We start from the raw sequence: 18,177 nt of genomic DNA, 5'->3' as shown, positions 1-18,177 counted from the left end.
GACCCGCCCACGGGGGGTCAGAGCAGCGGGGGGTCGAAGTCCGCGACCAGTCGGCGGCCCTCGCCAGCGGCACCGGTGTAGGAGTGCTCACGGCCGAGGGAGCGCAGGTAACCGGTGAAGGTGTGCTCGGCCAGCTCGTCGGCGTCCTCCGTCTCGTGCTCGGCGCGCAGGTCCAGCACCAGGTTGGAGGCGCAGGCCAGCGTGCTCGGGTGCTCCTCGCCCAGCAGGGCCCGGTAGCGGCGCAGCGTGCCCCGCCCCAGCCGCGTGGCGTTCTTGGCCTCGCCCAGCGCGGCCAGGTCGCTGGCCAGGTTGGTCGCGGCCGCCAGGGTGTAGTGGTGGTTGCGGCCGAGCCTGGCCTCCAGCGCGTTGAGCGCCGACTCGTTCATCGAACGCGAGCGCGCCGGGTCGCCCATCAGCCGGTACAGCAGCGCCACGTTGCTCGTGCAGCCGTGCTTGTACGGGTGGTCGGCCCCGTAGGCCTGGGCGTAGCGCATGTCGGTGTCCTCGGCCAGTTCCAGGGCCCCGGCCAGCTCGCCGGTCATCCGCCACAGGTTGGCCAGGCACATCGCCGCGGCCAGGGTGTCCGGGTGGTTGATCCCGCGCAGGCGCAGATAGCGCGAGTGCGCGTCCTGGCCGAGTTCGAGCGCCTCGTCCAGCTCACCCGAGAGCCGCCGGGCGATCGCCAGGTCCACCTGGGCGCGCAGGGTGCGGGGGTCCTCCACACCCAGCTGCTCCCGGCCGTAGGCGAGCGCGTCCTCACCCAGGTCGCAGGCCTCGGTGTAGTCACCGGACAGCCGCACCACCTGGGCCAGCCCGGACCAGAACGCCAGCAGCGTCGGTGAGCCCCCTGCCGGTCCGCTGCGCTTGAACAGCATGTAGGCGCGCTCGTGCTTGCTCTGCGCACCAGCGAAGTCACTGGTGAGGGCGTGGTCCAGGGCCAGGTTGTACAGGGCGCGCAGAGTGGCGGTGTTGTTGGGGCCGAAGGCCTCCTGGTACTGGCGCAGCACCTCCTCGTCGTGTTCGCGGGCCTGCCAGAAGTCGCCGCGGGCACGGTAGTCCGCGCCCAGGCCGGAGAGCACGGAGAGGGTCTCCGGGTGGGCGTGGCCCAGCGTGCGGCGCATCTTCGGGAGGATCGCCAGGTTGAGGTCGTGCGAGGCGATGTACCTGCCCAGGTCCCGGAGCCGGTTGGCGTACTTGGCCTGGGCCTCCAGGACGAAGGAGTCCTCCTCGCCGGAGTCGGCCGTCCACTTTTCGATGAAGTTCCGGGCGTACCGGCTGGCGGTCTCGTAGTTGCCGGAGACGTAGAGGAAGTTCAGCATGTTCAGCGCGAAGCGCCGCACCTCGGGCCGGTCCGACTCCGCGACCCCGGCCGGGCGCATGTGGGAGAGCAGTTCGAGGTAGCGCGCCTGGGCCGACGCGTCCGTGAAGCTGTTCGGCGCCGCCGCGCTCAGGAGGGACCACACCTCGACCCGGATCGACTCCTGGGTGGCCTCGTCCAGCTCCTCGCGCAGCAGCGCCTGGATCAGCCGGTGCACCTGGATGGTGCGGTTGGCCTGGTCGAGCCGGACCAGGGCGTAGCGGCCCAGCTGTCCGATGGCCTTGCTCAACCGGATCGGGTCGGCCATCAGCTCCGCCATCTCGGGGCGGATCGGGCCCTCGTCCACCGGGAAGAAGAGGTCGCGGGGGATGGGCTCCGGGCCGAAGAAGGCGCAGCAGCGCAGCAGCTCCATCGCCTCAGGCAGGTTCTCCTTGAGCTTCTCCACGGACAGCTGCCACGCGGCGGTCATCGGCTTGGGGTACTCCGGCGGCTTGCCCTCGCGCAGCAGCGGGCCGGTGCGCTCGGACAGCAGGCGCAGGTACTCCTGGGTGGACATGCCGGTCTCGGACTGGAGGGCTCCGGCCTGCTCCAGCGCCAGGGGGAGGTACCCCAGGGCCTCGGACAGCTCGACGGCCTCCTCGGTGGTGATCCCGCGCGGGATGCGCTTCTTGAGGAACTCCACGCTCTCGTGCTCGCTGAACACGTTGACCGGCACCGTCTCCGCGACGCCCTCCCACCGGTGGTTGCGGGTGGTGATCAGGACGTGCCCGGGCCCCTGCGGGATGACCTCGGTGAGCTCCTCCGGCTCGTCGGCGTTGTCGAAGATGAGCAGCCAGCGCGCGTACGGCTCGCCCTTGCGCAGGGCCTCCAGCACCGCGTCGGCGGCGTCCTCGACGCCGGTCACCCCCGGTCCGGGCAGGCCCAGGTGCGGTGCGAGGTGGGCCAGCGCGGAGTCCACAAGACCGGGCTGGTCGGCCATGACCCACCAGACCAGGTCGTACTCGCTCCGGTACCGGTGGGCGTACTCCACGGCCATGAGGGTCTTCCCGACCCCGCCGTACCCCTGGAGCGTGTGGGGGACCACCGGGTCCGAGGGGTGGGGGACCACGGCGGTGACCTGGTTGAGCAGTCCGGCACGGAGCGCGCTGATCTGTTCGTCGCGGCCGGTGAAGTTCTTGTGACGCGGCGGAACGCGCCCCCACACTTCCGGGAATCTGTTTCCGCCGTGCCCTTCCGGGAAACGGTTCTTGTTCTGGCCCTGGGGGGTCCCTTTGGAAGCGGTCACGCGTTGTCCTCCGGTTTCACATAGGCCCCACCAGGAATTCTTTTCCCCATCAACGTGAGAAGCCCCGGTGTTGTGTCGTGTCGGTACTTGTTGCCTGAGGGATTCGTCAACCTCATCAGAGTAGGCGAAGAGGTTAGGGAAGGACAGGTGTGTGGTAGTAACTTCTGGACGGCGAATCGAAAACGCCGGGGCGAATGGGCGGGCCCCACCGACCGTTCGCGGTTGGCCGCGGAACGGCGGCCGCTACGACGCGGAGGCGAACACATGGGAGAACACGGGTTCACCGGCGGAACGGCGCTGGTGGACGTGGGTGAACTGTCGTTGCGCGACCTGGAGGGTATCGGCGGTTCGGCGATAGCCGAGGCGCTGCGTACGGTGCTCGACCCCGGAGAAGCGGGCGCCGAGGTCGTGGCCGGGTTCGTCAACGACCCCGAGTAGGACCGTTCGGTGGCGACACGTCGTCGGTGCGGCGAAAAGGACACAGGAATGTCACCGGGGCTCGAAACCGCGCCCTGACCCGTGACACCATGGACAGCGCTCCTCACACAGGTGCTGTCTCCATTCTCGCTGGCCGGGAGCTGCTTCATGACACGAGCCGCCATCGTCCACGCGCACGGACCGTTCGTCGGGGCGCGGCCCTTCCGTGCCCAGGACCGGCGACACTTTCTCGGCCGCCGTTCCGAGACCGAGGAACTGGTGCGTTCCTGGGGCCGCCACCGGCTCACCGTCCTCCACGGGGACAACGGGGTGGGGAAGACCTCCCTGGTCGGAGCCGGTGCGCTGCCCGCGCTCACCGATCGGGGAAGCACCGTCCTCCCCCTGGGCGAGCTCCGCTTCGACCCGGGCTTCCCCGCCGCGATACTCCCCGGTCAGAACCCCTACAGCCGGGCGCTGCTGGCGTTGTGGAGCCCCTCGGACTTCCCCACGCACGGGCCGGGCACCTCGATCACCGACTACCTGCGCACCCACGAGAGCACCGACCGGCAGGGCCTGCCCCGGCCGGTCTTCGCCGTCCTGGACCAGACCGAACTCCTGCTGCGGCGTTCGGCCGCGCCCGAGCCCGTGCGCAGGGACTTCCTCGACGAACTGTTCACCGCCGTGGAGCACCGCCCCGACCTGCACCTGCTGCTGACCGTGCGCACGCAGCACCTCGACGAACTCCGGCGCCTGGTGGAGAAGCGGGAGGTCGACCACGCCGAGGTGGGGCTGGCGCCGTTCGCCCCGGGCACCGCCGCCGAGGTGGTGACGCGCTCCCTGACCCTGGCCGGTTCGCGTACCGCCGCCCGGGACTCCGGCCGACTCGTCGAGCAGGCCCGCGCCGCGCGCGAGGAGGGGAGCCGCGCCGGTGCCCGCGGCGACACCGTCGAGCCCGCCCTCCTCCAGGTCCTGGGACAGGCGCTCTGGGAGGAGGCCAGCGGGTCCGGAAACGCCCTGGTGCCGGACTCCGACGCCGAGGTCGACCGCGTCCTCACCGCGTACCTGTCGGGGGTTCTGGCCCGGGTGGCACACGAGCACCTGGTGTCCCCGGAGGTCCCGCACGCCTGGCTGCGCGCGGTGGCCGAGGCCGGGCCCCGGGGCGTGGGCCGTCCCGCCTGTGAGGATCCGGACGGCGAGCTCACCCCCGGGGTGGTCCACGCCCTGGAGGACCGCCACCTGGTCACCGCGAACCGGGACGGTTCCGCCTACCTGTTACGCCATCCGAGGCTGGCGCGCCCCCTGGCGGCGCTGTCCCCGTTCCCCCGAACGCCCGACGACCAGGGCGAGCCGAGCCCCCTGGACGCCGCCCGCGTCGCCCACACCCGAGGGGAGACGGCCCTGGCGGCCGAGCAGGCGCGTCGGGGCCTGAGCTCGCGACCGGCGCCGGGACCGAGGGAGCGCGCGCTGCTCACGGCGCTCCTGGGCGACCTCGCTTTCGAGCGCGGCGACCACCGTGCGGCGGCCGGACACTACGCGGACGCCGCACGGCAACGGGAGGCGGTCGGTGACGGGGCGGCGGTCTCGCGCCTGCTGGTGGCCGAGGCGCGCAACCGCCTGATGCTCGGAGAGCGGTCGGCGGGCCTCACGGGCCTGGCGGCGGCCGAGGGGCGCGTGCACGCGGACCCCAGCCTGCGCACCGGGATCGGGCAGGTGCTCTGGCTCGCGGGGCAGGGGAGTTCCGCCCTGGACGTCCTGGAGGGCGCCATGGTGGGCGGCGGCGGGATCACCGAGGCGCGGCGCACGCGCGGTGAGATCCGGGCCGAACAGCGGGGCGTCGCCAAGGGAGGAACGAGTTGAGCCTGTTCGACTCCACCGTGCTGGTCGCCCTGATCACCGGTGTCATCACCGCCGTCAGCACCCTGGGGGCCACGGCCCTGTCGGGGCACCGGGCCGCCCAGGTCGAGCGGTGGCGCGCCGAGCACGCCCTGGAGCGGGAGCGGGAGCTGCGCGACCACGAGAGGGGGCTGGCCCGGGAGCGGGAGGTGCGCACCCGGTTGGAGGAGGTGCGCGGCAGCGTGCTGCGGCTCGACATCGGCATGCGCAGCATCGCGCAGATCCGCCTGCACGGTCCGTCCCGGCAGGGCGGCGACGACCTGTCCGAACTCGTGCGCCAGGCCCGGACGGACATCTTCGAGGCGGTGATCGCGGTGGAGCGCATGCGCGACGTCCTCTCACCGGACGGCCAGGACCGGGTCGACGCCCTCCGCGACGCGGTGGACGAGGCCCTCAACCACGTCCAGGCGCGTACCGACCGGAGCGCTGAGCAGGTGCACCGGGATTTGGCCTCGGGTCTTCGGGCTCTGGCCGAGGCGGTTCCGGCGGAGTGGGTGCTGGAGGCGGTGGCCCCCGTCGTACGGTCCGGGGGCGCGGCCGGTTCCTTCGCGGTGCCGTTCGAGGATGACCCGAGCGCAGAACAAGAGCCAGGGTGAACGCGAGGGTGAGCGTTCCGACGGCGGCGCACACGAGCAGGACGGTGCCGTGCACGCCGAGTGACTCCAGCGCGTAGCCGCCGCACAGCATGCCCACGGGCAGGGCGCCGCCGCTGAGGAAGCGCACGGTGCCGGTGAGGCGCCCCAGGTACTCGGGGGGAACGTGGGTGGTGTGGTACGTGGCCACGGTGACGTTCATGTGCGCGCCGACGAACCCGATGCCGCCCCAGACCACGGGCAGCGCCGCCAGGAGCCAGGTCGGCCCGGCCCGCTCGGCCACGACCAGCAGCAGGGTCAGGGTCAGCCACGCCCACAGGCAGAGCACCACCATCCGGGTGGGGGTGAGCCTGCGGACCAGGACCGGGGCGAGCAGGGCGCCGAGCAGCCCCCCGGCGCCGGTGGCGGCGAGCACCACGCCCAGCAGGAAGGCGGACAGCTCCTCGTCGGTGGCGGTCATCATGATGATCAGCCAGACCGACTGGAACAGCGCGTTGGTGATGGTGCACACGAGCAGCGACCGGAGCAGGAAGCGGTCCGAGCGCAGCAGCAGGAACCCCCCGGCCAGATCCCGGACGACACCGTGCCGGGGGCCGGAGCGCCGCGACGCGGTCCTGGTCCGGGGCAGCAGCCAGGCCGCCCACAGCCCCAGGGCGGAGACGACGGTGTCGAAGAGCGCGGGCAGCCCGTGCGCCACCCCGTACAGGGCGCCGCCGAGGGGGCGGCCGATCATCTGGGTGGCGTCGGTGCGTGCCTCGTTCTTGGCGGCCGCGCCGGCCAGCTCGTCCCGGGGCACGAGCAGGGGCACCGCCGCCGCCCCCGCCGTGGCGTGCAGTGTGCCGCACACGCCGTGCAGGGCCGAGGCGACGGCGAGCAGGACGACGGGCGCGTCGAACACCAGGACCGGGCCGACGAACAGGACGACGCAGGCGACACGGGTGGCCAGGCCGACGACCATGACGGTGCGCGGGTCGTGGCGGTCCACCACGAGGCCGACGGGTATGTGCAGGACGGTGCGGGGCACCATCCCGGCCGCGGCGATCCAACCGGCCAGGACGGGAGACCCGGTGTGGAACAGGGCCAGGAGGGGGACGGCCAGACCGAAGGTCATGGTCCCGAGGCTGGCCAGCGCCACACTGCTCCACAGCAACGCGAAATGGCGTCGCCAACGTCCGGTGTCTCGAGTCGGAAAGGTCTCCCCAACACGGGGTTCCGTTGTTGACATCGTTCTCAATGCAGATGGAAAACGTGGGTGCCGAAAAACCCCGCAAGGTGCACCGGGGTGACAAATCCGAATGCGGCAGGCCCTGTGGTGTAGGGCGTGTGCTGACCCGATCGGCGTGGTCCACGCGGTTCTGAAGGTCCCGGGTCATGCTATCCGGAAAAGCGCGTCCCTTAGGCCTGTTGGTGTTCAACATGAGTGTCTGGGTCGCAAGTGTCAACAGGGGAAAGGGTGATTGGACGTTTTATACCGTTTTCTCCGATTGACCTCAACTCTGGTTGAGGGCGCACACTGCTCGGGAACCCGAGCCGAGGAGTACCGTGCCCCACCCCGAGCCCTTCCTGCCCGCCCCCGCACACCTGCGCCCGCGCCTGGCCGACGACCGCAACGTCTGGCTGTGCACACTGCGCGCCGACGGATCGCCCCACGTGGTCCCGGTGTGGTTCGTCCACCTCCGGGAGCGCTGGTGGATCGGGGTGTCCACCGCCTCCGTCAAGGCCCGCAACGCCCTACGCGACCCGAGGGTGTCCCTCGCCCTGGAGGACGGGGACGCCCCCGTGGTCGTCCAGGGGCGGGCCGTCCTCCATGACCACTTCCCGGAGGACGTGCTGGCGGCCTTCCGCGACCGCTACGACTGGGACCCGCGCACTCCCTACGGCGGGGACCCGCGCCGCTCCCTCCTGGAGGTCGGTGTCACCCGGTGGCTCATGGCCGGAACCGCCCCCGAGACCACCCCGACCCCCGGCTAGCCGGTCTCCAGCCGGGCCACCCGGTGGGCCTCGGTCGGATCGGGGCACTCCCAACGCCGGACCAGCCGTTCCACCGCCGCTGGCGGCACCGGTGCGGACCTGCGGCCCATCCGCTCGCGCAGCACCCGGGGCGGCGCCTCCAGCGCCACGATCTCCACCCGGGCCCGGTAGTCCGCGGCCAGGGACACCGACCTCCCGCGCAGGTCGCGCGAGACGTTGGTGGCGTTCCAGACGAACGACCGGCCGGCGCGCAGGTGCTCGCGGGCGCGCTCGGTGGCGGCCGCGGCCACCGGACGCTGGTCGGCGGTGGGCCGCACGCCCAGTTCCGTGCGGAGCGCGTCCAGGCTCACCACCGGCACGTCCGGGCGGTTCGCCCTGATCCAGTGGTCCTTGCCCGCGCCGGGCAGGCCGGACATCACCGTCACGGTCAGCCGCGTGTCGTCGTGGGCGGCGTAGTCCGGGTCGCGGTCGGGTCTGCGGAAGAACCAGAACCGCGCGTGGTCGGACGGGAAGGCGCGCGGTACGTCCAGGCAGCGCTGCTCGGCGCAGTACTCGGCGTACAGCCCGACGTTCTCCAGGACCTCCGAGGCGTCTCCGCAGCGGCGTCCGAGGATGTCGGCGGTGGCCAACAGCACCAGGTCGTCGTTGCGGGCCAGCAGGCTGGCGCGGAACGCGATCCGGCGCAGGTCCGGGCGTTCCAGGGCCCAGAAGGGCACCTGGTGGTGGCGGACCAGCGCCGCGACGTGCTCACGCCACTCGACCGGTGCCCCGGCCTCCCAGAGGATCCGGCGTGCCAGCAGGTCACCGCCTCGGGAGTGCCCGTGGGCGGTCACCCGGCCGTCCTCGTCGCGCCGGGTGCACAGGGGCTTGGCCACGTCGTGCAGGAGCACCGCCGCGAAGAGCCGGACCCGTTCCCCGACGGGCCGGGCGCGCCACTCGGGCAGATCCGCGAGGGCCTCGCACGCCATGCGGGTGTGCACCTCCACGTCCCCCTCGGCGTGGTGGACCGGGTCCTGCTCGACCCCGGCGAGGTCCCGCACCCACGCGAAGGCCTCGCGTACCCGGCCCCAGTCCAGGTCCCAGTGCGGCGGCGCGGGGCAGAGCTCATCGAACGGCCGCATACAGCACCTCCGGGTCGGCCAGGGAGTTGGCGATCAGCGGCCGGTCCAGCCAGTGCGTGCCCGCGTCCAGGATCGCGGAGGTGAACTCCGACCGCACCCATTTGTACCGGTCGACCGTGTGGTCGCCCTCCTCGACCTTGACGTACAACCCCTCCATGAGGTCGGAGCCGTCCGTCTCCGCCAGGGCCCGTTCCGGGTCGGCGCCACCGGCCCTGGCGGCGTCGGCCAGGGCGCCGCGCCACGCGGGGGTCCGGCACGTGGAGGCCCCCACCAGCGAGGTCAGTTCCCCGAGTGAGGCCAGGGGGCCCTCGTGCAGCACCGGAACCGACACGACGGGCGTACCGGCCAGGAGCGCGCGTCTTCGTGGAGTGGACAGGAACGTCCCGTCGCGGGTGTCCAGCACGTCGAACTCGCAGAAGTAGTGCGGCAGCGCGTCGTAGAAGACGGTGTGCCGCGCGTACACCCACTCGCCGTAGAGCACGTACCGGTCGCCCAACCGGGGCCACAGCACGGGCGCCACCGCCGCCGCCCAGGCCTTGAACGGGGCGAACTGCCGTTCCCGGGGGCCGCCGGTCAGGTAGTGGCCGCGGCTCTGGAGCCGCAGCCGACCGTCAAGCCCGAAGCTGATCCCGGCGTTGGCGCCGTCCAGCTTCTCCTCCACGACCAGGTGCCGTCCGGCCAGGTGCGCGAACGGCTCGGCCGACAGGTCGTGGTCACCGTGTTGGAGCCGCGACCCGCGGATGTGCCGGGTGCGGGGGTACTTGCGAAGCATGTGACGGTTGTACACACCGGACGGACTCCGGGGCCAGCGGTTTTCCCGCCCGAGCGCTCAGGCCAGCCTGGTGCGGCTGCCCAGGGAGGCGGCGTCGGCGGCGGCGCGCCCCTCGTACCAGCCCTCGGCGCTGGAGGGGCCCCGGACCCGGGAGGAGGCCAGCGCGCCGAAGGCCTCGTCCACGGCGGCCTCCACGGCCTTCTCCCGGGCGGCGAACACCGGGACGAGGTCGGTGCCGGTCTCGGCGGTGACGGCCTCCTCGGCGGCGCGCGCCGACTCGGACAGCCGCTCGCCCACCCGCACCGCGAACGCGGACATGAACGACGCCCGGAAGTCCTTGCGCGCCCCGCGCCCGGACCGGTCCCGCCTCGCGCCGCTCACCCGCATCGCGGCCTCGGCCTGGACCAGCAGCGACGTGTACAGCAGGTCCACCGCCTCGACGTCGCCGGGGAACCCCATCACCGTGCTCAGCCCCAGCTCGCGGTGCCAGACGGCGCGGCAGTGGTTGGCCTCCGCGACCTCGTTGAGCAGCACGGCCCGGTGCTCGTCGTAGGGGGAGTCCACCGGGAGCCTGCGGGCCGAGGCGGCCTCGGGCTCCTCGGGGTCCTGCGCCACCAGGGCGAGGTCGATGCTGTGCCGCGCCATCATCTCCTGGGCCCGCGCGGTCAGCGCCTCCGCCTCCTGCGGGAACTCGGTGGACTCGGCCTTGGCCAGCAGCGCGCGCACGCGCTGGAGCCGTCCCCGGTCCACCGGAGCCGAGGTGTTCACGCCCGGCCGGAAGGTTCCCGGCGGCGGGCCCAGCCGACGCATCGGCGGCAGCACGCGCAACACGGCCAGGAGCCGGAGCACCACCTCGACCGCCTCGAACCTCAGCAGGCCGTGCTCGGCGCCCAACCGGGTCAGGTGCTGGTCACCCGATGCCGGGGCGGTCGCACCCAGGGCACGCACCTGCTCGGTCCAGCGGGGGTCCACCGTGGCGGCGGAGTGGCGTTCGAGGTCGGCGGTGACGGCCTCCGCGCACACGGCCGCGGTCAGCGGCCCGGACTCGCGGGACACGTGCCGGACCGTCTCCGTGGGCTGCCAGCCGCGCGCCCAGGCGTCGGCGACCGCGAAGAGGAGGGTGTCGAGGAGCGCACGGCCCGCCGCACCCGCCCACGCCGGGTCCTCGGCGTCGGCCAGCCGGGCCGACGCGAGGTCGACCCCACCGCCCTCCTGCCCGCGCACGAGCGCCTCGACGGCGCCGGTGACCACCTCCACGGGTGTGTCCGTGGGCCCTGGCCCGGCCCACTCGTCCCCGGCCCGCGCGTCGCCGCGTCTGCGGCCCTTCCTGCCCACGGTGGCACTCCCCGTTCGAGAGACTGTCGGGCCCTGCGGCCGTTGCGGCCCCCTTCGGGCCGACTGGCCATCCTACCGGCCTGCGGCTTCGACGGCGGGGTGGGGGATCACACCCCCCGCGCCCTCCGGTTTCCCGCAGGACGTCCGGAGGGGTCGCCCCATGGCTGCGCGGAACCCGGCCGCCTAGCGTCGGTGCCATGCCCATGACAACGACCCTGACCCGCACGGTCGCCTCGACGGCCCTGCTGTTCGCCGTCGCCGTTCCGGCCCCCGTCGGCGCCTCGACCGCGAGCACCGCGGCCGCCACCGCCGAGGCCGTCGACGCGGTCGTGCGCGACCACATGGAGGCCACCGGCGCCCCCGGGGTGGCCGTGGCCGTCACCCACGGCACGGAGACCGTGCGCGCCCGGGGGTACGGCCGTACCGCCACGGGCGACCCGGTGACCGCGCACACCCCCATGGCGATCGCGTCGGCCAGCAAGGCCTTCACCGCGCTGGCGGTCGTGCAGTTGGTCGAGGACGGCGAGATCGGACTCGACGACCCGGTCCGCGCGCACCTTCCCGAGTTCGACCCGGACGACCCCCGCGCGGACGCGGTCACCGTGCGCCAGCTGCTGGACAACACCTCGGGGATGAGCGGCGCGGGGTTCGACGAGTTCGGCCGGGGACGCGTGCCCGACCTGAGGACCGCGGTCGCGGGCATGGACGGGGTGCGGTTCGCGGCGGACCCCGGGACGCGGTACTCGTACCACAACCCGAACTTCCAGGTGGCGGCCCGTCTCGTGGAGGTGGTCAGCGGGCGGTCGTTCGCGGACCGGCTGCACGAGCGGGTCCTGGACCCCCTCGGCATGACCGACAGCACGACCGTCGCCACGGACCTGGACCTGCCCTCCTCCGCGCGCGGCCACCTCATGTTCCTCCGGCGGGGACTCCCGGCCACGGAGGTCCCCTCCTTCGGCGCGGGTTCCGGGGGCGTGCTCAGCACCGCCGACGACATGGCCTCCTGGCTGATCGCCCAGAACAACGGCGGGGCGTCCGCCGACGGCACCCGGATCGCCACTCCGGAGGGCGTCGCCCTCACGCACACGCCCTCACCGGCCACCGGCGGCACCTACGGGCTGGGCTGGTCCGTGGGGACGACACCCTCGGGGGCGCCCCGGATAGAACACGGCGGAGAGCTGTTCACCGCCACCGCCCACCAGGTGCTGCTGCCCGAGTCCGGCCACGGAATCTCCGTCATGGTGAACACCGCCGGGATGGACGCGCACGCCGCCGTGCTCACCGAGGCGCTGGTGGCCCTGATCGAGGAGGGCGGTCCGGAACCGGCGTCGGGTACGCGCGCACCGGTGGTCGACTCGGCCACGCTGGCCCTGGCGGGGGTCGCGGTGTGGCTCGGGGCCCGGGGTGTGCGGCGGTCCGGGACCTGGGCGGCGCGCCGGGCCGGTGCGTCCGGCTGGCGCACCGCGTCGCGCCTGGTCCCGCTGGCCGTGCCCGTGGTGCTCTTCGCGGTGCTGGACCACGCGCTGGGCGTGCTGTACCGGAGCCAGGACCTCACCTGGGGCATCCTCTGGCGCCTGTTCCCCGGCCCCGTCGCCCTGCTCGGCCTCGTGGCCCTGGTGTGCGTCGCGGTCGCGGCGGCACGGCTCGTCCGTCTCCGGCGAGGCCGGTCCGATTCCTCCACCCCTGTCCGGTGAAGGGTGCCGGTGCCCGACGGCGAAAGACGCCCCTTTCCTCCTGGAAGCACCTCGGAAACATCGGCGCCCTAGCGTCGTCCCCACCGCAGCCACCGAGGAGTCTCCATGCGTCAGGGAACCGGGTCCACGGGCGACGACGCGGTCCCGGACGGAGCGGCGGAGGCTCCGCGCTGCCCCCGCACGGGAGAGGCCGCCCCCTCCCTCCACTGGAGCCCGACACCCGGTGCGGAACCTCCCTGGGACCGGCTGCGGTCCCGGCACGGAGGCCTGGTCCCCGTGGAGGTCGCACCCGGCGTCCCCGGCTGGCTCCTGCTCGGCTACAAGGAGAACCTCCGGGTCCTGCGCGACCAGAACCACTTCTCCGCCGACCCCCGCCCCTGGGGAGCCGACGGTGCGCTGCCGATCCGAGGCGCGGCGCTCGCACGCGACGGCGACGAACACCAGCGCCTGCGCCTCCCGATCGTGGACACGCTGGCCTCCGTGGGCACCCAACGGCTGGTCCCGGTGGTGCAGCGCGCCGCCGTGCGGCTGATCGGCCGGGTCGGGGCGAAGGGCGCGGCCGATCTCGTCGGGCAGTACGCCCTACCCCTGCCCGCACTCGTCCTCAACGAACTCCTCGGACTCCCCGACTCCTACGGGCACCTGCTCGCCGACCTCACCGCCCGCCTGCGCGGCGACGACGCGCGGCGGGCGGCGACGGCGGCACCGGCCGTGCGCGCCTACTTCCGGGGGCTGGTCGCCCGCAAGCGCGCCGAACCCGGGAGTGACGTCACCTCCGTGATCCTGGAGCACCCGCACGGACTGACCGACGACGAGGCGGCCGAGGCACTGCGCCTGCTCTGGGCGACGGGGCTCGAACCCACCACCCACCTCATCGGCAACGCGCTCCGCCTGCTGGTCGGGGACCCCGGAGTGTGGACCGCCTACCTCGGCGGGACGCTCACCCCGGAGGACTTCCTCGACTACGTCATGTGGACCGACCCCCCGGTCAGCGTGCTCGCGGGGCGCTACGCCACGACGGACCTCCGGATCTCGGGGGTCCTGGTCCGGCGGGGGCAACCGCTGCTCTTCGGGTTCGGCGCCGCGCACACGGACCCCTCCGTCTCCGGAGGCACCGGTGCCGCAGTGGACCTGCTGGTCGGGAACCGCGCCCATCTGTCCTGGGGCGCCGGAGCCCACCGCTGCCCGGCCGCGTCGCTCACCCAGGAGTTGGTGCGCACCGCCATCGACACGGCGCTGGACCGGATGAGGGGCATGGTCTCGGCGGTCGGACCCGACGGACCGCGACGACGCGCGTCCCCCGGCGGGCCGGAGGAGCTGCCCGTGCGGTTCGTCCCGACCGGGGAGCCCGAGCCGTCCGCGGAGCCCGAACCCGAGGCGAGGCGCGGAGCCCGGCGCCGGAAGCGCCGCCCCGTCGGCCGGGGCGCCCGCTACCAGGCGCCCTTCGCTGAGAAACCGCACGACCCCGACCCCCTCGAACAGCTCCTGGAGCGCTGGAGCCCCCGGAGCTGAACCCCGGGGGCCGGTGCGATCGGGAGCTCAGTCCCCTTCGGGGTCCACCACGACCAGCTCGGGGTGGACGCCCTCCGGGTCGTCCAGGAGGGGCTGGTCACCGCCGCGCAGGTGGTGGTCGAAGTAGGCGCCGGCGTACGTCCGCACGAGGTCCACCCCGTGCGCCACCGGGAGGGCGCCGAACTGCGCACGCCACTGCTCCGGGGTCATCGTGTCCCGCAGCCCGAGCTGTTCCATGAGCACGCCCCGGTCCAGCGCGGTGGAGTGCCCGGAGTCGGTGACCCGGATCCACTGGCGCCAGCCCGTCAGGCCCGCCCAGCGCTCGTCCCAGCCCTCCCAGGCCTGTCCCTGGCCGTTGGCGAGCAGCGCGAGCGGCTTGTCGATCTCCCCTTCCAGCTGCGCGGGGTAGTAGGGACCGTCCAGGTTGAGTCCGGCGTCCACGCGCTCCTCGGTGACCAGCGTCTGGGCGGTGGCCGCCCCGCCCCAGGAGTGGCCCACCATCCCGGTCCGGTCGGTCGCGACCAGCCCGGACCATCGCCAGGCCTCGCCGCCCTCCAACTCGTCCAGGAGGAAGGAGACGTCGTCGGCCCGGTTCACCGCGCCGTCCTCCCACCGTTCGGTCGCGCAGGCGCCGCACCGATCCACGAGTCCGTCGGGGAACTCCACCGGGGCCGCCTCGTGGCGGTGGTCGATCCCGGCCACCGCGAATCCTCGGCTGGCCAGGTCCTCACCGAGCGAGGACATCCAGGTCCGGGACACCCCGGCTCCGGGGGAGAGCACCACGAGGGGCAGGCCCTCGTCGGTACGGACCGGCGGCGCGTCCGCCACGGAGTGGGTGCGCACCCGGGTCAGGGTGTCCGGAGGCAGGTGGTCGAACCCGCTCTGCGCGAGGATCGCCTCGGACTCGGCCCCGGTCAGGTAGGGGGCGGGACGCCCGGCGTCGGTGCGGGCCGGGTACCAGAGCGTCACCATGATCTCCCGGTCACCGCCGAACCACGGGTCCTCGCGGTCGGTGTCCACCAGGTGCAGATCGGTGGTGCCCACGGGGGCGGGGCCGGTGGGTGCGGGCAGGGCGGGGGTGGGCGGGCGGTCCCGTTCGTTCGCGGCGGAGGCCGGACCGGCGGCGAGGGCTCCGCCCACGGCCAGGGCACAGGCCAGGGCCAGGGGCGCGGACCGCCGCCGAGCGGTCCCTGTCGGGGGAGCGGGAACGCGGGTGGAGGAAGTGGAGGGGCGGGGCATCGGGGAACCTTCCCGTCGTGGTCGGTCTGCCATCCCCTGAACACTAGGAAGCGCGGTCCGACGGCACGAGGGTGCACGCCAGCGACTCCGCTGGGGGCGGGCCCGCGGTCCCACGGTGGGGCGGGCACGACCCCGCGCCTCCCCACCGGGGTGGGCCCGCGGCCCCGCCGCCTCAGTCGGCGGGCTCCACCAGCAGCACCTCCAGGGTGCGGGGACCGTGCACGCCCTCCACCCGGTTGAGCTCGATGTCGCTGGTGGCCGAGGGGCCGCTGATCCACGTGAGCGGCCGCGCCGGGTCCAGGAGCCGGACGGCGCCCGGCACCCCGTCCACCACCTGGTCGGCCCGGACCACGCACAGGTGGTAGTCGGGGACCAGGGTGACGGCCCGGCGGCCCTGGTCGGGCCCGCCGTCCAGCACGATGGTGCCGGTCTCCGCGACCGCCACCGCGCACCCGGTCACCACGCCGTCGCAGGCGTCGAGGTCGGCCACGGACAGCGGCTCCCCGGGGGAGTCGGTGAGCCGACGCGCCGTCACGTCCGAGAACCACTCCGGCGGTGCGCCCGAGGGGACCGCCACCCGGGTCGCGCCGCGCCGCTCCAGCGCGGCGGCGATCGCCTCGGGCAGGGCGCCCTCCGGGACCCTCTCCACCAGGGCCCGGTAGTCCAGCAACCGGTCCACCAGCACCTCCAGGGCGTCCCCCTCGAAGTGGTGGTCCGCGTACCCGTCTCCGGGGGGCCGCGCCACCGGTTCCTCGGCGGGTACGTCCGACAGCGCCGCCCGGACCCGGGCCAGGACGCGTTCACGGGAGCCCCGGCCCCCGGCGTCGCCACCGCGCGCGTTCCCGGCGCCGTTCATCGCCGACCCCTCTGCTTCCACCACTGCCGGAAGGACTCCCCGGGCACGTCCGGCACGTCCCGGGTGTCGGTCCACTTCCCCGCCGTGCCGGGCAGGTGCCGGGGCAGGTCCCCGCCCACCAGCCCCGCGGCACGCTGCACCGCGTCCAACGCCCGGGCCGAACCGAACACCGCCTCGGCCCCGGCCATGACGGCCTTCTCACCGAGGTGCCCCGGGCCCTCCGCGACCTGTTCACGCAGGTGCACCAGGACCTCCGGGATGTCGATGGCCACCGGGCAGACGTCGTAGCACGCCCCGCACAGCGACGACGCGTACGGCAGCGCCCGGTCCACCTCCGAGGACATCCCGCGCAGCTGCGGGGTGAGGATCGCGCCGATCGGCCCCGGGTAGACCGATCCGTAGGCGTGACCGCCGGTGCGCTCGTAGACGGGACAGATGTTCAGGCAGGCCGAGCACCGGATGCAGCGCAGCGCCTGCCGCCCCACGGTGTCGGCGAGCACGTCGGTGCGTCCGTTGTCCAGCAGCACCAGGTGGAAGTCCTGCGGCCCGTCGCCCGGGGTCACCCCCGTCCAGGTGGAGGTGTAGGGGTTCATCCGTTCCCCGGTGGAGGACCGGGGCAGCAGCTGCATGAACACCTCGAGGTCGGACCACGTGGGCACGACCTTCTCGATCCCCACCACGGAGATCAGCGTCTCCGGCAGGGTCAGACACATCCGCCCGTTGCCCTCGGACTCCAGCACCACGAGCGTCCCGGAGTCGGCCACGGCGAAGTTGGCCCCCGAGACCGCCACCCTGGCGCGCAGGAACAGCTCCCGCAGGTGCACGCGGGCGGCCTCGGCCAGTGCGCGGGGGTCGTCGGTGAGCCCGGGCGGTGCGGGCACCCCCCACTCCGCCATCCGGTTGAGGAAGATCTCCCGGATCTGGGAGCGGGCCAGGTGGATGGCGGGCACCAGGATGTGCGAGGGGAGGTCCTCACCGAGTTGCACGATCAGCTCGGCCAGGTCGGTCTCGTAGGCCGTGATCCCGGCCGCCTCCAGCGCCCCGTTGAGCTCGATCTCCTGGGTGGCCATGGACTTCACCTTGACCACCTCGGTCTCACCCGTCCGACGCACCAGCCGGGTGACGATCTCGTTGGCCTCGGCCGCGTCGGCGGCCCAGTGAACCGTGCCGCCCGCCCGGTGGACCGCCTCCTCCAGCCGTTCCAGATGGTGGTCCAGGTGGCGCAGGGTGTGGGTCTTGATCCGCTCGCCCTCGGCGCGCAGCCGCCGCCAGTCCTCACCCAGCTCACCGACGACCGCGTCGCGCTTGCCCCGGATGGTGTGGGTGGCCTCGTGCAGGTTGTGCCTGGTACGGGAGTCTCCGACCGCCGAACGGGCGGCCTCGGGAAAGGGCGGAAGGCCCAGGAACGTGGCGCTCATGCGTGCGCGTACTCCTTCTCGGTACTGGCGAGGATCTCCGCGATGTGGGCGATCCGGACACCGGAACGCTGACGGGACAGGGTGCCGCCGATGTGCATCAGGCAGGAGTTGTCGACCGCGCACAGGACCTCGGCGCCGGTCCCGGCCACGTGACGGGCCTTGTCGAACCCCATGGCGGCGGAGACGTCGCCGTTCTTGACCGAGAACGTGCCGCCGAACCCGCAGCACTCGGCGGCGCCGGGCAGTTCGAGCAGTTCCAGGCCGCGCACGGCGCGCAGTAGCCGGTACGGGCGGTCGCCCAGGCCGAGGAAGCGCAGCCCGTGGCAGGTGGGGTGGTAGACCACCCGGTGCGGGAAGTAGGCGCCCACGTCGGTCACCCCGAGCACGTCCACGAGGAACTCGGTGAGGTCGTACACGCGGGGGCCCAGGTCGGCCATCCTGCGGGAGAGTCTGCTGCCCGCCGCGCCGAGGCGGGGGTAGTTGTCGCGGACCATCGCCGCGCACGAGGCCGAGGGGACCACCACGGCGTCGGCGCCGCCGAAGGTCCGGGCGAAGCGCACCGCGAGCCGGGCGGCGGGGCGCCGGTACCCGGTGTTGTAGTGCATCTGACCGCAGCAGGTCTGGTCCTCGGGGAAGACCACCTCGTGGCCCAGCCGCTCCAGGAGTCGCACCACCGCGCGACCGGTGTCGGGGAAGAGCGTGTCGTTGACACAGGTGACGAACAGCGCGACGCGCATGGGCCTCCTTCGCGCC

At 73.5% G+C, this 18,177-nt stretch carries 14 protein-coding genes; 5 read left to right on the top strand and 9 right to left on the bottom strand.

The window, feature by feature from the left end; translation table 11 throughout:
• Positions 1 to 17: 17 nt before the first annotated feature.
• Complete coding sequence (gene fxsT, locus AC0VYL_RS15650; RefSeq protein WP_475480586.1) at positions 18 to 2,522, bottom strand: FxSxx-COOH system tetratricopeptide repeat protein; 2,505 nt, start codon at positions 2,520 to 2,522, stop codon at positions 18 to 20.
• A gap of 345 nt (positions 2,523 to 2,867) precedes the next feature.
• On the opposite strand from fxsT, the gene fxsA reads away from it, so the two are divergent.
• Entirely contained in the window at positions 2,868 to 3,041 is a 174-nt protein-coding gene (gene fxsA, locus AC0VYL_RS15645; protein ID WP_378736865.1) for an FxSxx-COOH cyclophane-containing RiPP peptide, read from the top strand.
• Positions 3,042 to 3,188: 147 nt separating this feature from the next.
• Positions 3,189 to 4,877, top strand: coding sequence for an nSTAND1 domain-containing NTPase (locus tag AC0VYL_RS15640; RefSeq protein WP_475453729.1), 1,689 nt, complete (start codon positions 3,189 to 3,191; stop codon positions 4,875 to 4,877).
• A 429-nt stretch (positions 4,878 to 5,306) separates the two neighbouring features.
• Here the strand turns inward: AC0VYL_RS15640 and AC0VYL_RS15635 are convergent, their stop codons facing one another.
• Entirely contained in the window at positions 5,307 to 6,731 is a 1,425-nt protein-coding gene (locus AC0VYL_RS15635; protein ID WP_475480585.1) for an MFS transporter, read from the bottom strand.
• Between the two features lie 317 nt (positions 6,732 to 7,048).
• On the opposite strand from AC0VYL_RS15635, the gene AC0VYL_RS15630 reads away from it, so the two are divergent.
• Complete coding sequence (locus AC0VYL_RS15630) at positions 7,049 to 7,477, top strand: pyridoxamine 5'-phosphate oxidase family protein (protein WP_475453725.1); 429 nt, start codon at positions 7,049 to 7,051, stop codon at positions 7,475 to 7,477.
• Here the strand turns inward: AC0VYL_RS15630 and AC0VYL_RS15625 are convergent.
• From AC0VYL_RS15625 to AC0VYL_RS15615, 3 genes are read right to left on the bottom strand one after another with little or no spacing between them, the layout of a single operon-like run.
• Positions 7,474 to 8,598, bottom strand: coding sequence for an AAA family ATPase (locus AC0VYL_RS15625; RefSeq protein WP_475480584.1), 1,125 nt, complete (start codon positions 8,596 to 8,598; stop codon positions 7,474 to 7,476). The genes AC0VYL_RS15630 and AC0VYL_RS15625 overlap by 4 nt on opposite strands.
• A complete protein-coding gene (locus AC0VYL_RS15620; protein WP_475480583.1) occupies positions 8,582 to 9,370 on the bottom strand; it encodes an RNA ligase family protein in 789 nt (262 codons plus the stop codon). Before AC0VYL_RS15620 ends, AC0VYL_RS15625 begins: the two co-directional genes overlap by 17 nt.
• Positions 9,371 to 9,427: 57 nt before the next feature.
• A complete protein-coding gene (locus AC0VYL_RS15615; RefSeq protein WP_475480582.1) occupies positions 9,428 to 10,705 on the bottom strand; it encodes a DUF2786 domain-containing protein in 1,278 nt (425 codons plus the stop codon).
• A 197-nt stretch (positions 10,706 to 10,902) separates the two neighbouring features.
• Here AC0VYL_RS15615 and AC0VYL_RS15610 point away from each other — a divergent pair, with 197 nt between their 5' ends.
• Together AC0VYL_RS15610 and AC0VYL_RS15605 are read left to right on the top strand one after the other, a co-directional pair.
• Positions 10,903 to 12,399 carry a serine hydrolase domain-containing protein gene (locus AC0VYL_RS15610; protein ID WP_475480581.1) on the top strand — a complete coding sequence of 499 codons (1,497 nt, stop codon included), beginning with the start codon at positions 10,903 to 10,905 and terminating at the stop codon, positions 12,397 to 12,399.
• Between the two features lie 105 nt (positions 12,400 to 12,504).
• Positions 12,505 to 13,911 (top strand): cytochrome P450 family protein, encoded by a 1,407-nt coding sequence (locus tag AC0VYL_RS15605; RefSeq protein WP_475480580.1) that lies wholly within the window; start codon positions 12,505 to 12,507, stop codon positions 13,909 to 13,911.
• Positions 13,912 to 13,938: 27 nt separating this feature from the next.
• On the opposite strand, the gene AC0VYL_RS15600 is transcribed toward AC0VYL_RS15605, so the two are convergent.
• The 4 genes from AC0VYL_RS15600 to AC0VYL_RS15585 form a co-directional block, all read right to left on the bottom strand.
• Positions 13,939 to 15,150 (bottom strand): alpha/beta hydrolase family protein, encoded by a 1,212-nt coding sequence (locus AC0VYL_RS15600; RefSeq protein ID WP_475480579.1) that lies wholly within the window; start codon positions 15,148 to 15,150, stop codon positions 13,939 to 13,941.
• 172 nt (positions 15,151 to 15,322) lie between these two features.
• Complete coding sequence (locus AC0VYL_RS15595) at positions 15,323 to 16,006, bottom strand: LutC/YkgG family protein (protein ID WP_475463100.1); 684 nt, start codon at positions 16,004 to 16,006, stop codon at positions 15,323 to 15,325.
• Positions 16,003 to 17,424 (bottom strand): lactate utilization protein B, encoded by a 1,422-nt coding sequence (locus AC0VYL_RS15590; RefSeq protein ID WP_475480578.1) that lies wholly within the window; start codon positions 17,422 to 17,424, stop codon positions 16,003 to 16,005. Before AC0VYL_RS15590 ends, AC0VYL_RS15595 begins: the two co-directional genes overlap by 4 nt.
• On the bottom strand, positions 17,421 to 18,161 hold the full coding sequence (locus AC0VYL_RS15585) for a (Fe-S)-binding protein (protein ID WP_475480577.1): 741 nt from the start codon (positions 18,159 to 18,161) through the stop codon (positions 17,421 to 17,423). The genes AC0VYL_RS15590 and AC0VYL_RS15585 overlap by 4 nt, the downstream gene beginning before the upstream one ends.
• Positions 18,162 to 18,177: the final 16 nt, after the last annotated feature.

The organism is Nocardiopsis sp. iso_238 (genome assembly GCF_056173325.1).
The sequence above is the reverse complement of the archived record's forward strand: the minus strand, read 5'-3'. Positions and strand labels throughout refer to the sequence as shown.

What these genes read in the sequence shown, in the direction of transcription:
- fxsA (WP_378736865.1), top strand. Translation starts at nt 2,868, where the DNA reads ATGGGAGAACACGGGTTCACCGGCGGAACGGCGCTGGTGGACGTGGGT.
- AC0VYL_RS15640 (WP_475453729.1), top strand. Translation starts at nt 3,189, where the DNA reads ATGACACGAGCCGCCATCGTCCACGCGCACGGACCGTTCGTCGGGGCG.
- AC0VYL_RS15635 (WP_475480585.1), bottom strand. Translation starts at nt 6,731, where the DNA reads ATGTCAACAACGGAACCCCGTGTTGGGGAGACCTTTCCGACTCGAGAC.
- AC0VYL_RS15625 (WP_475480584.1), bottom strand. Translation starts at nt 8,598, where the DNA reads ATGCGGCCGTTCGATGAGCTCTGCCCCGCGCCGCCGCACTGGGACCTG.
- AC0VYL_RS15620 (WP_475480583.1), bottom strand. Translation starts at nt 9,370, where the DNA reads ATGCTTCGCAAGTACCCCCGCACCCGGCACATCCGCGGGTCGCGGCTC.
- AC0VYL_RS15610 (WP_475480581.1), top strand. Translation starts at nt 10,903, where the DNA reads ATGCCCATGACAACGACCCTGACCCGCACGGTCGCCTCGACGGCCCTG.
- AC0VYL_RS15605 (WP_475480580.1), top strand. Translation starts at nt 12,505, where the DNA reads ATGCGTCAGGGAACCGGGTCCACGGGCGACGACGCGGTCCCGGACGGA.
- AC0VYL_RS15600 (WP_475480579.1), bottom strand. Translation starts at nt 15,150, where the DNA reads ATGCCCCGCCCCTCCACTTCCTCCACCCGCGTTCCCGCTCCCCCGACA.
- AC0VYL_RS15595 (WP_475463100.1), bottom strand. Translation starts at nt 16,006, where the DNA reads ATGAACGGCGCCGGGAACGCGCGCGGTGGCGACGCCGGGGGCCGGGGC.
- AC0VYL_RS15590 (WP_475480578.1), bottom strand. Translation starts at nt 17,424, where the DNA reads ATGAGCGCCACGTTCCTGGGCCTTCCGCCCTTTCCCGAGGCCGCCCGT.
- AC0VYL_RS15585 (WP_475480577.1), bottom strand. Translation starts at nt 18,161, where the DNA reads ATGCGCGTCGCGCTGTTCGTCACCTGTGTCAACGACACGCTCTTCCCC.